Below are 14820 nucleotides of genomic sequence, written 5' to 3'. Positions count from 1 at the left end.
ATAGCAACCTTATTACCACAACATAAAAATATATAAAATAATTTATTTATAATACAAAAAATAAAAACAATATGGAAGATATATATTTAGTTTAGGAGAATAAAAAAATAAAAAAAGAAAATGAAGTTTTCTTTAAGTTTTAAATTAAAGATAAATATAAAACGAGTAAATAATATATTCTTATTAGAGAAAGAATATCCTGTGGATAACTCTTACATATCATTGATATATAAAGAATTTATTATATGAATTAACTGTGTATAAGTATTTTTTTATTCACTAAATTTAATAAAAAATTTCCTATTTTTTTATTAAAAAATTATTTGTATTCATTAATATAAAAAAATACGAATTTTTTAAAAAAAAACACAATAAAATGTCTATAAATTAGTACAAAAAATAGGTCAAAAAATAAAATTATTTGCATGTAAAAATAAAACTACCTAAAAACACAATAAAATGTCTATAAATTAGTACAAAAAATAGGTCAAAAAATAAAATTATTTGCATGTAAAAATAAAACTACCTAAAAACACAATAAAATGTCTATAAATTAGTACAAAAAATAGGTCAAAAAATAAAATTATTTGCATGTAAAAATAAAACTACCTAAAAACACAATAAAATGTCTATAAATTAGTACAAAAAATAGGTCAAAAAATAAAATTATTTGCATGTAAAAAATAAAGTTTATACATAATTGAAATATAATAATTTATGTCTAAAATTATTATAAAAACATAAATAAAAAAAGACTATTGACTTAATATAAATTGAGTTTATAGTTAATTTAACTAAAAAATAAAAAATTATTTTAAATATCATTTAATTAACTATTTAATATACGAAATTTATAATTATGCAATCTAATGTTATTACAATAATCGGACGTATGAATGTTGGTAAATCAACTTTGTTTAATAAACTAACAAAAACAAATGATGCTTTAGTAAATAAATTTGAAGGATTAACGAGAGATAGAAAATATGGAAATATCATAGTAAAAGGAGAAAAATACTACTTTATAGATACAGCTGGAATTAAATCTTCTACAAAAAAAATAGAAAAAAAAATACTACAACAAACCATCGTAGCAATTCAAGAAGCAAGTTTAATTTTATTTGTAGTTAATAGTAAAGAAGGATTAATTGCAGAAGATCAAGAAATTGCTAATATGATTCGTATATACCAAAAAAAAACTATTCTATTAGTAAATAAATATAATCAAATAAATTCAAATATAGCAAAAATTGAATTTTACGTTCTGGGTTTTAAAAATATACATGCCCTTTCAGTACTTAAAAAAGAAGATGTTCATATTTTATTAAATCAATACATTATCCCGTCATTAAAAAAAGAAACTAACCAAGATATAAAAAAAATAAATATTAATTCTATAAAAAAAATAAAAAACGTTATCTCCAATAAAAATACTATTAAAATAGCAGTTATAGGAAAACCTAACGTAGGCAAATCTACCTTAATCAATGGTTTAATTAATCAGAATAGATTAATTACGCATAATCAACCTGGTACAACTCGTGAAACTATTAAAATACCTATGGAAAATTTTAATAACTCACTCACTTTTTTTGATACTGCTGGTATACATAAACCAAAAAATAATTTAGATAAAATTATTCAAAACGATACCTTAAATTACGTAAAAGAAACAGATATAGTATTATTGGTAATTAATGCATATGAAAACATAACTCATCAAGATTTAACTTTATGTAATACAATAATTAAAATGGGTAGATCTATTATAATTATAATTAATAAATATGACTTGCTTAACAAACAAGAAAAAAATCAACTAAAAAAAAATACTCATTACATATTGAGATTTATAAAATTTTATAAAATACATTTTATTTCTGCTATTCATAAATTTGGAATAAAAAAAATATTTAAATCAATACAAGACACTTATCAATCAAATACTAAAAAATTTAACACTTCTGAATTAACAATTATTTTAAAAAAAGCAATTAAAAAAAATGATACACCTTTTATTAATGGTAGTCGAATAAAATTACAATATGCTCACTCTGGAGGTTATAGCCCGCTAATTATAGTTATTCATGGAAAAAAAACAAAATATCTAACATTATCTTACATAAAATATCTTAAAAATTACTATCAAAATGAATTAAAATTAATAGGTTCATGTATAAAATTACACTTTAAAGATACTAAAAATCCATATATTAAATAAAAAAACACACCTATTATAGATCAAAATAGAAATTTCAATAAGAACATAAAATTATTTATAAATTTGTAATGGTATTTCTATTTCTAAATCTTTATTTCCAACTCTTGCTTGACAACTTAATCTACTTTCTACTTCTAAACCCCACGCTTTATCTAAAATATCTTCTTCTTTTTCTTCACAATCCGATAAAGATGTGAAACCTTTTCTAATAATACAATGACACGTTGTACAAACACACGATCTTTCACAGAAATGATTAATATTTACATTATTTCTTAAAGCAACATCTAAAATAATTTCCCCTTCTTGTGCATCAAATTCACCACCTTTTGGTAACAAAATAGCATGAGGTAAAAATTTAATTTTTGGCATAATTTAAATGTCCTTAATTTTAAAATTAAAAATATTAGATTTAATTAATCAATTATATTTATTTTTCTAATAAATAATTTAAGTATTTTTTTATTTTTTTAAAAACATATAATTTACGTACTATATTAGAAGCATTTATCCAATCTTTTAAAATAAAAAAATTTTCCATTTCTAATTCATATTTTCTAATATTAAAATCAATACGATTAGATAAATCATTATATAATTTAAAATCTAAAGAAGAACGTTTTAATTCTTCAATCTCTTCATAAAATTGAAACTGTTCTATTAAAAAATTTTTTTCATATATCGTATATGATGGATCTTGAATATTAATGTCATTTAACAGTAACAAATATTCAGCACGTTTTAGATAATTTTTTAATATTTCATATCCCTGATTTACTACAACAGATTGATTATGCATTTTTTTTTGAATTAATTGAGAACAATTATAAAAGAGATCAGGGTGAAATTTACGTTGTAATTGATAAAAATTCTTAGATAAAACTGTAAGATCTATATTAAATATCTGAGGCAAACTAAATAGATTAAAATAATTCATATCGTCCTCAAATTATCGCTTATTTTCAAATTCACAATAAGAATAATATTATTATAAAATATATATATTGTTATTTAAATTGATAATTCTATTACGTGCTGAGTAAACTATTTAATACTCAACACGTATACACTTATATAATGAGTAAAAATTTATTTTTTTTTACTATGATAATCTTTAATAGCAGCTTTAATAGCATCTTCGGCTAAAATTGAACAATGAATTTTAACTGGAGGTAGTTCTAGTTCTTTAGCTATTTTAGTGTTTTTTATATTTTGTGCTTCGCTAATAGATTTTCCCTTAATCCATTCTGTCATTAATGAACTAGAAGCAATAGCTGAACCACATCCATATGTTTTAAAACACGCGTCTTTTATAATGCCATTATCTACTTTGATTTGTAATTTCATAACATCACCACAAGCTGGTGCTCCCACTAAGCCAACACCAATAGTAGAATCAATAGTAGAAAAAGAACCAACATTACGAGGATTTTCATAATGATCCAACACTTTTTTGCTATAAGCCATACAAATTTTCCTTATAATTAATGACTATTATTAAAATTAATTATGATTCCATTTCACATTATTTAAATCAATTCCTGATTTATACATTTCCCACAATGGAGACAAATTACGTAATTTATGAATAGCTTCATGAATTGACTTAACAGCATAGTTAATTTCTTCTAATTTTGTTAAATGACTAAAAGAAAAACGTATTGAACTATGTGCTAATTCATCTTTTAAACCTAATTCTTTAAGAACATATGATGCCTCTAAACTTGCTGAAGTACATGCTGATCCAGAAGAAATAGCTAAATCTTTCAATGCCATAATTAATGATTCACCTTCTACATAACTAAAACTAATATTAATAATATAAGGTGATCCATATTTTAAATCTGAATTTAAATAAACTGATTCTATATTTTTTATTCCATTCCAAAAAGTATCTCTTAGTTTCGTTACATATTTAATATTTTTTTCTATACAATTATTTATTATAGAACAAGCTTCGCCCATACCTACTATTTGATGAACAGGCAAAGTACCAGATCTCATACCTCTTTCATGACCACCTCCATGTATTAAAGCAGAAATACGTACTCGAGGTTTTCTCCTAATATACAAACATCCAATACCTTTAGGTCCATATATTTTATGAGCAGAAAATGACATTAAATCTACTCCTAAAACTTCAACGTTGGTGGGTATTTTGCCAACACTTTGAGTAGCATCTACATGTAAAAATATTTTATTTAAACGACAAATTTTAGAAATATTACAAATATCCTGTATTATACCAATTTCATTATTTACATGCATTATTGAGACAAGAATTGTTTGTTTATTAATCGAATTTTTAAGATCTTCTAAATTAATCAAACCATTTTTTAGAGGATTAATATACGTTACATAAAAACCATGATTTTCTAAAACTCTACAAGTATCTATTACAGATTTATGTTCAGTTGAAACTGTTATAATATGATTTCCTTTTTTTTTATAAAATTCACATATGCCCTTAATCGCTAAATTATTAGCTTCAGTAGCGCCCGAAGTAAAAATTAATTCACGAGAATCTGAATTAATTAAATTAGCTATTTTAGTTCTAGCTAATTCTACAGCTTCTTCTGCTTGCCAACCAAAAGCATGTGAACGTGATGCAGCATTTCCAAATATTCCATCTGATGTTAAAAATTTAATCATTTTATTAGATACTTGAAAATCAACTGGAGTAGTAGCCGCATAATCTAAATAAATTGGTAATTTCATTAATTGACACACCTAAAAAAATACATGAATATATATTAATATAAAAAACGTAGATTTTATTTTAAAATAATAAATTAATTAATGATATAATGAATATTATTACTAATTATATATTGAAATAATTTATTTAACGTATATTTTTTAAAAATAGAATATTAAAAAATATTCTATCATTATTTAATTAATTTAAAAATATAATTTTCTAAAAAGTATATTTATATTAAATAAAGATTATTATTTATATATGACTAAAATAAGACTCTATTTCAATGTAGTACTTATTTTACTATTAATAAATAGACTTCACTAATATAAAATGGTAAAATGTTATTAATATTATACTAAATAATTAATTAGGGGTGTAGTTCAAATAGGTAGAGCATCGGTCTCCAAAACCGACTGTTGGGGGTTCAAATCCCTCCACCCCTGAAAATAAATATAACATTTTAAAAAAATATTTAATCAAAAAAATATTTTTTGAATTAAGTTATTATTTAATTAAATTTAAAATATAAAATTAATTAATAGTAATATTACATAAAAAATAATCCAGTTAATATAATATCTTTTTAATAAAAAATATAAAAATTATGGAATATTTATGCCAGAATACCGTTCTAGAACAACTACTCATGGAAAAAACATGACTGGAGCAAGAGCTTTATGGAAAGCAACCGGCATGTCTGATACAGATTTTAATAAACCAATAATTGCAATTGCAAATTCATTTACAGAATTTGTACCTGGACATATTCATCTTCGTAAATTAGGTTCTATTATTGCTAAAGAAATTAAAAATTGTGGAGGGGTAGCAAAAGAATTTAATACTATTGCTATAGATGATGGAATAGCAATGGGACATAGTGGAATGTTATATTCTTTACCATCACGTGAATTAATAGCAGATTCTGTTGAATATATGATTAATGCTCATTGTGCTGATGCAATGGTATGTATTTCTAATTGTGATAAAATTACACCAGGTATGTTAATGGCTGCTCTAAGATTAAATATACCATGTATTTTTGTTTCTGGTGGACCTATGGAATCTGGTAAAATAAGTATCAATAAAAAAAATATAAAATTAGATTTAGTAGATGCAATTACTTATGGAGCTAGTCCTAATAAATCTACCGAATTCATAAAAAAAATAGAAAATTCAGCTTGTCCAACATGTGGTTCTTGTTCTGGATTATTTACTGCAAATTCTATGAATTGTTTAATTGAAGCATTAGGATTAGCTTTACCTGGTAATGGTACTATATTAGCAACACATATAGATCGAAAAGAATTATTTATAAATACTGGAAAATTAATTGTTAATTTAACTAATCGTTATTATTTATTTAACGATCATAATGCATTACCTCGAAATATTGCAAATGAAATATCATTTCGTAATGCAATGATGTTAGATATTTCTATGGGAGGTTCTACTAATACTATTTTACATTTATTAGCAGCAGCACAAGAAGGAAAAATACGCTTTAATTTATCAGATATAGATTTTCTTGCAAAAAGAACACCTCATATTTGTAAATTGGCTCCTAGTTCTAATTTATATCATATGGAAGATTTTCACAGAGCAGGAGGAGTTATGGGTATTTTAGGAGAATTAGATCGTGCAAAATTAATAGATACTAGCGTACATAATATAAACAATTTTACTTTAAAAGAAACATTGAAAAAATATGATATCATTCAAACAAAAGACTATAAAATTCTTAAAATGTTTAAAGCTGGACCTATGGGTATTAAAACAATAAAACCTTTTTCTCAAAATTTTAGATGGAATACATTAGATAATGATCGGAAAAACGGATGTATTCGATCATGTAAATATGCTTACAACCAAGATGGTGGTTTAGCAGTATTATATGGGAATATAGCAAAAAATGGTTGTATTGTTAAAAGTGCTGGAGTTGATAAAAATAATTTGATATTTCAAGGTCTCGCAAAAGTTTATGAAAGTCAAGACGAATCTGTTAAAGCAATTTTAAGTAATAAAATCTTACCAGGAGATATTGTTGTAATTAGATATGAAGGTCCAAAAGGCGGGCCTGGAATGCAAGAAATGCTATACCCTACCACTTATCTAAAATCTATGAATATAGATAAACAGTGCGCCATAATAACAGATGGTCGTTTTTCAGGAGGAACATCAGGTTTATCAATAGGTCATATTTCTCCTGAAGCTGCTAACAAAGGTATTATTGCTCTAGTAAAAAATGGTGATTTAATATCTATTAATATTCCTAATCGAACTATTCAATTACATATTACACAAGATGAACTAAATATTAGAATTAAAAAAGAAGAATCAAGAGGAGTGTACGCATACACACCGATAACTAGAAAAAGAAATATATCACTTTCTTTAAAAATTTACGCACATTTTACTACTAGTGCTGATAAAGGTGCTGTACGTGATAAAAGTAAACTAATTTCTGTATTATAAATAATATATAATTTTATTCATATATATATATATATATTATGTCAATTAACTAAATTAAATTAATTTTATTGCTAAAATAATTTTTTAACTTTAATATTTTAAATTATAGATAAAATTTATTCTTTAATATATTCATTGTATGATAATATTAAATTATTTTAAATAAACTAAAAAAGAAAAATATGACTAATTATTTCAATTCATTAAACTTTCGTGAAAAATTAATAGAATTAGGTAAATGTACATTCATGCATATGAATGAATTTATTAATGGAATTACATACTTAAAAAATAAAAATATTGTTATTATTGGTTGTGGATCTCAAGGTTTAAATCAAGGTTTAAATCTACGTGATTCTGGACTAAATATATCATATGCGTTAAGAGAACAGTCTATTCTTAATAAAAATGTATCATGGCAGCAAGCTAAAAAAAATAATTTTAAAGTCGACTCTTATATTAATTTAATACCACATGCCGATTTAGTTATTAATTTAACACCAGATAAACAACATTCTGAAGTAATTAAAAATATTCAACCATTAATGAAAAAAGGTTCAATATTAGGTTATTCACATGGTTTTAATATTGTAGAAATAGGTCAGAAAATTAGACAAGATATTACAGTTATTATGGTTGCACCAAAATGCCCAGGAACAGAAGTAAGAGAAGAATATAAACGAAATTTTGGAGTACCAACTTTAATAGCTGTACATACCGATAATGATCCTGATAAAATAGGTTTACAAGTTGCAAAAGCATGGGCAGTAGGATTAGGTAGTCATCGTGCTGGAGTATTGCATTCTTCTTTTATAGCAGAAGTAAAATCAGATCTAATGGGAGAACAAACTATTTTATGCGGTTTATTACAATCAGCTTCTATTGTATGTTATGAACATTTAATTGATCAAGGTTTTCGTTCAAGTTATGCTGGACAATTAATACAAAATGGATGGGAAATATTAACTACATCTTTAAAATATGGTGGAATTACTTTAATGTTAGATAGATTATCAAATACAGCTAAAATTAGAGTATGCTCATTATCTACTTCATTAAAAAAAATTTTTTTACCTATATTTAGAAAACATATGGACGATATTATTTCAGGAAATTTTTCTGCTGAAATGATAAAAGATTGGAACAAAAATGATAAAAACTTGCTATATTGGAGAAATCAAACAAAAAATACTAGTTTTGAAAAATATGTAAACATTCAAGAAAAAATTAATGAAAAAGAACATTTTGATCATGGTATTTTTATGATTGCTATATTAAAATCTGGAATTGAATTAGCATTTGAAGTAATGGTAGAATCAGGTATTAAAGCTGAATCAGCTTATTATGAATCTTTACATGAATTACCATTAATTGCGAACACAATAACAAGAAAACGATTATATGAAATGAATCAAGTAATATCTGATACTGCTGAATACGGAAATTATTTATTTACACAATCAGCTATTCCATTACTTAAAAATTATATAAAACAATTGCATCCAAGCGATTTAGGTAAAAAAATATCTTATAAACAAATTAGTAATATTGATTTAGAACATATTAATCAAAAAATTTATCAACATCCTATTGAAATTATAGGTAGAAAATTACGTAGTTACATGAATGGTATGACTACTTATTCTATAAATAATAGTATTTAATTATTAAATAAATTCAAAACTATATAAAACATAATAATATTAAATGTATTTAAATACATTTAATATTCTACTTATTGTTATATAAAATACATCGTATACATTTATTATATGAATCTTAATTATCATCAAAAAAAAGCGGTACATTTTGTTAATGGACCTTGTTTAGTATTAGCAGGAGCTGGTTCTGGTAAAACAAAAGTTATTATTAATAAAATAATCTATTTAATAAACATATGTGGTTATAAAACAAAAAATATAGTGTCTCTTACTTTCAATAACAAATCTGCTATAGAAATTAAAAATCGTATTAAAAAACAAATACTAACAGAAGAAATAAATAAATTAACTATTTCTACATTTCATAGTCTAGGTTTAAAAATTATTAAATCTGAACATAAAGCATTAGGAATACCTTTAAATTTTTCTATATTAGATGAAAAAGATCAATTGATCTTAATTAAAGATTTAAGCATTAATTATGTTAAAAATGATAAAAAATTATTTAAAAAATTATTATTATTTATTTCATATTGTAAAAACAAATTATTATATCCCAATGAAATAAATAAACAAATAACTACAAATATACAAATACAGTTTATTCAATGTTATAAACGTTATTATTCTTATTTAAAATCTTGCCACATTTTAGATTTTGATGATCTTATTTTATTACCAACTGTTTTATTAAAAAATAATAATTTAATTAAATCGAATTGGCAAAAAAAAATTAGATATTTATTAGTTGATGAATACCAAGATATAAATACGTTACAATATAAATTAATTAAATTATTAAGTGGTACTAATGCTAATTTTACTTTAGTAGGTGATGATAATCAGTCTATTTATTCTTGGAGAGGTGCTAAAATAAATAATATTTTAAACTTAAAAAAAGATTATCCCACTTTAAAAATTATTAAAATGGAGCATAATTACCGTTCATCAAAAAGAATTTTAAAAGTTGCAAATTTTTTAATCTCTCACAATACAAATCTTTGTAAAAAAGAATTGTTTTCTGAATTAGAAAATGGTTCAAAAATAAAAATTTTAGTAATGGATAATGAGGAAGAAGAAGCAAAACAAATAATTCAACAAATTATATCACATCGTTATTTGCATAATACTGTATATAAAGATTATGTAATTTTATATCGTAATAATTATCAATCAAAAATTTTCGAAAAATTTTTAATACAAAACCAACTACCATATTCTATTTCTTCTAATGTTACATTTTTAAATCGTCCTGAAATTAAATATTTAATTATATATCTTCGTTTCATAACTAACTTAAATGATAATTATGCTTTTACAAAAATAATTAATATTCCTTCACGTAAAATTGGTAACATTACAGTTAAAAAATTAACTGCATTAGCAAAAAAAAATAAAATTAGTCTTTTTCAATCTATTTTCAATCCAGAAATTAATAATATATTAAATAAAAACAGTATTAATATTTTACAAAATTTTGCCCAATGGATTAAAGAAATTGTTCAGATAGTAAAATTTAAACCTACTACTGTATTAAATAAAATTGTATGCGATATACAATATAAAGAATGGCTATTAAGTCAATCATCAGATATAGAATTAAATAAAACAAAAATAAAAAATATTGACTTATTTATTTCATGGATAAATCAAATGTTAAAAAATCAAGATACTAAAAATCAAACAAATTTATCTAATGTTATTGCTCAATTTACATTGAGAGATGTTATTGAAAATGATAATAGTGACATTTATAATAATAATATTCATAATAAAATACACTTAATGACATTGCATTCATCTAAAGGATTAGAATTTCCTTTTGTATTTATGACAGGAATGGAAGAAGGTATCTTACCTCATTATTCAGTTCTTAATTGTAATGTAGATGAAGAAAGAAGATTAATGTATGTTGGTATTACTCGAGCTAAAAAAGAATTGTTTTTTAGTTATTGTAAAAAAAGATATCAATTTGGAACTTCTGTATATCCACAACCTAGTAGATTCTTGTTAGAACTACCTCAAAATGAGGTATCATGGATACAAATAAATAATATAAATTTTTATAAAAATATTAGTAAAAAATATTTCATTTAGCATTAGATAAAAAAATAATATAAATAACAAATTATTTTAAAAAAAATAAATTATTATAAATATAGAAAATATATAATTAAATTATTATATACCTATAATTCAATCAATTAATCTCTACTAATAAATTAATATAATTTAAGTAAGAAAATAAAATTATTACCTCTTATACGAAAATAATCGACAGCATTAATATTTTATATATTAATAATTTATTTTAATTTTTTTGTACTTTACATTAATTAAATACAATATTGTATTAAATATTTACTATCTTTTTTTATATTACTAATAATCACTCGTTATCTAATTCATTTTTTATTTCATTTTTTAGATTATGTTACAATTCACAATCTATTATATTAATTTAATTCAATTAAACTAAAAAATAATTAATTAAGTGGAAAATATATATAACTACAATTAATCAATCATCATATATTATTATATATATTTAATAAAAAAAATTTAACTGAAATAGTTTATTTATTATTAAATACAAATATAAAAATTAATGGAAAAATAAAATGAAAGAAAAAATTATTATTTTCGATACATCTTTAAGAGATGGAGAACAATCTTTAAGAACTAGTTTAAATATAGAAAAAAAATTAAAAATTGCTTTAGCTTTAGAAAAATTAAACATTGATATTATTGAAGTTGGTTTTCCTATTTCTTCACCAGAAGATTTTAATGCTATTGTTAATATTTCTAAAGTATTAAAAAAAAGTAAAATATGTAGTTTAGCAAGATGTGTAAAAAAAGATATTGATGCTGCAGCAGAAGCAATGAAAATTTCAAAAAATTTTCGTATCCATATTTTTTTAGGTACGTCACCATTGCACATACAATCTAAATTAAAAAAAAATTTTTCAGAAATATTAGAATTATCTGTATCTTCAATAAAATATGCTAAACGTTATACAAATGACATTGAATTTTCTTGCGAAGATGCCAGTAGAACTCCTATTGATAATTTATGTTATATTGTTGAACAAACTATAAAAGCAGGAGCTTCAACTATTAACATTCCTGATACTGTTGGTTATGCTACACCTAATGAATTTAGTAAAGTTATTCAACATTTATATAATTCAGTTCCTAATATTAATAAAGCCATTATTTCTGTACATTGTCATAACGATTTAGGCATGGCAGTTGCTAATTCTATAGCAGCTATTCAATTTGGTGCAAGACAAATAGAAGGTACAATTAATGGGATTGGGGAACGTGCTGGAAATACAGCTTTAGAAGAAGTGATTATGGCTATTAAGATAAAAGAAGATCTATTAAATGTATATACTAATATTGATCACAAAAAAATATATGAAACTAGTAAAATAATTAGCCGCGTTTGTCAAGTTTTCATTCCCTCCAATAAAGCTATTGTTGGATCTAATGCTTTTTCTCACTCATCAGGAATTCATCAAGATGGAATTATAAAGAACAGAAAAAATTACGAAATTATTATTCCAGAAAGTATTGGGTTTAAAAAACATAAATTAAATTTAACATCCCGATCTGGACGTGCTGCTATAAAATATCATATGCAAATGATGGGTTATAACGAAACAGAATATAATATAGAGTCTCTCTATACTGCATTTTTAAAGTTAGCAGATAATAAAGGACAAGTTTTTGATTATGAGTTAGAAACATTAGCTTTTATTGATCCAATAGAATACAATACAAATTATTTTAACTTAAAAAATTTTGATATACATTATCAATTAACTGGTAACATTATAGTAAAATTAGAAGTAAGTTGTGGAGAAAATATACGTACTAAAATAATTCAAACTAAAATTGGTATTTTTCATGCAATTTTTAGTATATTAAATGATATCTCTAATTTATCTATGACATTAAAAAAAATAACGTTATTTTCTGAAGGTAATAAAATAGAGAATTCAGGACAAGTAAATGTTACTATAATATATAAAAAGAGAAAATTTTATGGTATAGGTACGAGTCATAATATTTTTAAATCTTTTATTAAATCTATTATTCATGTTTTAAATGATATATGGAAATCACAAAAAGTTTTCTTAAAATTAATAAAAAATTCACATCAACATTCATTAAAAAACTAACTATTATAATCTATAATTTAATTTTATTCATTAATTACAATTATTTAATATTCCATAATTCACTATATATGTAAAAAAATATCATCTCTAACAAAATATTTTTGATAAAATAAAAATTTATAACAATATTTTATATACATATAAAATATTAAAAAAATAATTGAAAACTTATATAAATAATACATATTTATTTTTTATTTATATTTTATTAATTGTTATTAAATAAAAAATATTTATTTAAAATTATAAAAATATAATTACAGATATAAAAATACTTTTATAACGAAATTTTATATCAAAAAAATTATGTTTTATTAAAAATATCATGATATTTAATATATCAAATGAATTTTTTTATTTGTATTAATTTTTATAAAATTATACATAAATATATTCATATACAACCATATCAATATATATTTTTATAAAAAATATTTATAAAAAAATAAAATTCAAAAGTAAAGAGGTATGAATGACATTAAGAGAATATAATATAGCAGTATTACCAGGCGATGGAATTGGTCCTGAAATAATGCAAGAAGCATATAAAATTTTAGAAATATTAAAAAAAAAATATTTGTTAAATATTGTTTTAAAAGAATATGACATTGGAGGTATCGCTATAAATAAATATAATACAGCTTTACCGAAACATACATTAATAGGATGTGAACAATCAGACGCTATTCTTTTTGGTTCTGTAGGAGGTCCTTCATGGAATCACTTACCTATATTCAAACAACCTGAAAGATCTGCTCTATTACCATTAAGAAAACATTTTAATTTATTTGCCAATTTAAGACCTGCAAAATTATATCCTAAATTACATAATTTATCTCCTTTACGTCATGAAATTAGTATAAAAGGATTTGATATTTTATGTGTACGTGAATTAATTAGTGGTATATATTATGGCAAACCAAGAGGATTAATTAAACATAAAATAAATAATCAAGCATTTGATACCGAAAGATATTTTCAATCAGAAATTAGTAGAATTGCTGATATTGCTTTTAAATTAGCAAGAACTCGTAATTTTAAAGTTACTTCTGTTGATAAATCAAATGTATTAATTAGTTCTGTATTATGGAGAAAAACTGTAGAAAAAGTTGCTAAAAAATATCCTGATGTGGTATTATCTCATTTATACATTGATAACGCTGTTATGCAAATTATAAAAAATCCTTCCCAATTTGATGTTATTTTATCTTCTAATCTATTTGGCGATATATTATCTGATGAATGTGCTATTATTACAGGTTCTATTGGAATGTTACCGTCAGCCAGTATAAATGAAAAAAATTTTGGTTTATATGAACCTGCAGGTGGTTCAGCTCCAGATATTGCAGGTAAAAATATAGCTAACCCTATAGCACAAATACTTTCAGTAGCTATGTTACTAAGATATACAATGAAATTAGATAATATTGCAAAAGAAATAGAACAGGCTGTATTTCATGCTTTAAAAAAAGGTTATAAAACTGTAGATATGACTAACAAAAATGATTCAAATATAACTAGTACTAGTGATATGGGAAACATTATTGCTAATATATTACAAGAGAGAGTTTAAAT

General features: G+C 22.7%; 10 protein-coding genes and 1 tRNA gene. 7 read left to right on the top strand and 4 right to left on the bottom strand.

Annotated features, from left to right (window positions below; translation table 11 throughout):
• The first annotated feature begins 859 nt into the window (after positions 1 to 859).
• Positions 860 to 2221, top strand: a complete 1362-nt coding sequence (gene der, locus RJX12_RS02445; RefSeq protein ID WP_343192167.1) for a ribosome biogenesis GTPase Der — start codon at positions 860 to 862, stop codon at positions 2219 to 2221.
• A gap of 51 nt (positions 2222 to 2272) precedes the next feature.
• On the opposite strand, the gene fdx is transcribed toward der, so the two are convergent.
• The 4 genes from fdx to RJX12_RS02425 form a co-directional block, all read right to left on the bottom strand.
• On the bottom strand, positions 2273 to 2593 hold the full coding sequence (fdx, locus tag RJX12_RS02440) for an ISC system 2Fe-2S type ferredoxin (RefSeq protein WP_343192166.1): 321 nt from the start codon (positions 2591 to 2593) through the stop codon (positions 2273 to 2275).
• Between the two features lie 58 nt (positions 2594 to 2651).
• The gene (gene hscB, locus RJX12_RS02435) at positions 2652 to 3158 is read right to left on the bottom strand and encodes a Fe-S protein assembly co-chaperone HscB (RefSeq protein WP_343192165.1); all 507 of its coding nucleotides are present in this window, start codon (positions 3156 to 3158) and stop codon (positions 2652 to 2654) included.
• Positions 3159 to 3310: 152 nt separating this feature from the next.
• Positions 3311 to 3688: a Fe-S cluster assembly scaffold IscU gene (gene iscU, locus RJX12_RS02430; protein WP_343192164.1), complete on the bottom strand. Its 378-nt coding sequence runs from the start codon at positions 3686 to 3688 to the stop codon at positions 3311 to 3313.
• Between the two features lie 36 nt (positions 3689 to 3724).
• A complete protein-coding gene (locus RJX12_RS02425) occupies positions 3725 to 4939 on the bottom strand; it encodes an IscS subfamily cysteine desulfurase (RefSeq protein WP_343192163.1) in 1215 nt (404 codons plus the stop codon).
• A 355-nt stretch (positions 4940 to 5294) separates the two neighbouring features.
• On the opposite strand from RJX12_RS02425, the gene RJX12_RS02420 reads away from it, so the two are divergent.
• The 6 genes from RJX12_RS02420 to leuB all read left to right on the top strand — a co-directional run bounded on the left by RJX12_RS02420 (position 5295) and on the right by leuB (position 14818).
• A tRNA-Trp gene (locus tag RJX12_RS02420) sits at positions 5295 to 5368 on the top strand.
• Positions 5369 to 5540: 172 nt separating this feature from the next.
• A complete protein-coding gene (ilvD, locus tag RJX12_RS02415; RefSeq protein WP_343192162.1) occupies positions 5541 to 7397 on the top strand; it encodes a dihydroxy-acid dehydratase in 1857 nt (618 codons plus the stop codon).
• Positions 7398 to 7579: 182 nt separating this feature from the next.
• The gene (gene ilvC, locus RJX12_RS02410) at positions 7580 to 9061 is read left to right on the top strand and encodes a ketol-acid reductoisomerase (protein WP_343192161.1); all 1482 of its coding nucleotides are present in this window, start codon (positions 7580 to 7582) and stop codon (positions 9059 to 9061) included.
• Between the two features lie 108 nt (positions 9062 to 9169).
• The gene (locus RJX12_RS02405) at positions 9170 to 11155 is read left to right on the top strand and encodes a UvrD-helicase domain-containing protein (RefSeq protein WP_343192160.1); all 1986 of its coding nucleotides are present in this window, start codon (positions 9170 to 9172) and stop codon (positions 11153 to 11155) included.
• Between the two features lie 524 nt (positions 11156 to 11679).
• Positions 11680 to 13245, top strand: a complete 1566-nt coding sequence (gene leuA / locus RJX12_RS02400) for a 2-isopropylmalate synthase (RefSeq protein ID WP_343192159.1) — start codon at positions 11680 to 11682, stop codon at positions 13243 to 13245.
• Positions 13246 to 13717: 472 nt separating this feature from the next.
• On the top strand, positions 13718 to 14818 hold the full coding sequence (leuB, locus tag RJX12_RS02395) for a 3-isopropylmalate dehydrogenase (protein ID WP_343192158.1): 1101 nt from the start codon (positions 13718 to 13720) through the stop codon (positions 14816 to 14818).
• Positions 14819 to 14820: the final 2 nt, after the last annotated feature.

Source organism: Buchnera aphidicola (Formosaphis micheliae) (genome assembly GCF_039403185.1).
GTDB classification, from domain to species: domain Bacteria; phylum Pseudomonadota; class Gammaproteobacteria; order Enterobacterales; family Enterobacteriaceae; genus Buchnera_C; species Buchnera_C aphidicola_B.
The sequence above is the reverse complement of the archived record's forward strand: the minus strand, read 5'-3'. Positions and strand labels throughout refer to the sequence as shown.

Excerpts from the sequence above, each read along its gene's own strand:
- der (WP_343192167.1), top strand. The coding sequence starts at position 860 with ATGCAATCTAATGTTATTACAATAATCGGACGTATGAATGTTGGTAAA.
- leuA (WP_343192159.1), top strand. The coding sequence starts at position 11,680 with ATGAAAGAAAAAATTATTATTTTCGATACATCTTTAAGAGATGGAGAA.
- fdx (WP_343192166.1), bottom strand. The coding sequence starts at position 2,593 with ATGCCAAAAATTAAATTTTTACCTCATGCTATTTTGTTACCAAAAGGT.
- ilvC (WP_343192161.1), top strand. The coding sequence starts at position 7,580 with ATGACTAATTATTTCAATTCATTAAACTTTCGTGAAAAATTAATAGAA.
- RJX12_RS02425 (WP_343192163.1), bottom strand. The coding sequence starts at position 4,939 with ATGAAATTACCAATTTATTTAGATTATGCGGCTACTACTCCAGTTGAT.
- hscB (WP_343192165.1), bottom strand. The coding sequence starts at position 3,158 with ATGAATTATTTTAATCTATTTAGTTTGCCTCAGATATTTAATATAGAT.
- ilvD (WP_343192162.1), top strand. The coding sequence starts at position 5,541 with ATGCCAGAATACCGTTCTAGAACAACTACTCATGGAAAAAACATGACT.
- iscU (WP_343192164.1), bottom strand. The coding sequence starts at position 3,688 with ATGGCTTATAGCAAAAAAGTGTTGGATCATTATGAAAATCCTCGTAAT.
- RJX12_RS02405 (WP_343192160.1), top strand. The coding sequence starts at position 9,170 with ATGAATCTTAATTATCATCAAAAAAAAGCGGTACATTTTGTTAATGGA.
- leuB (WP_343192158.1), top strand. The coding sequence starts at position 13,718 with ATGACATTAAGAGAATATAATATAGCAGTATTACCAGGCGATGGAATT.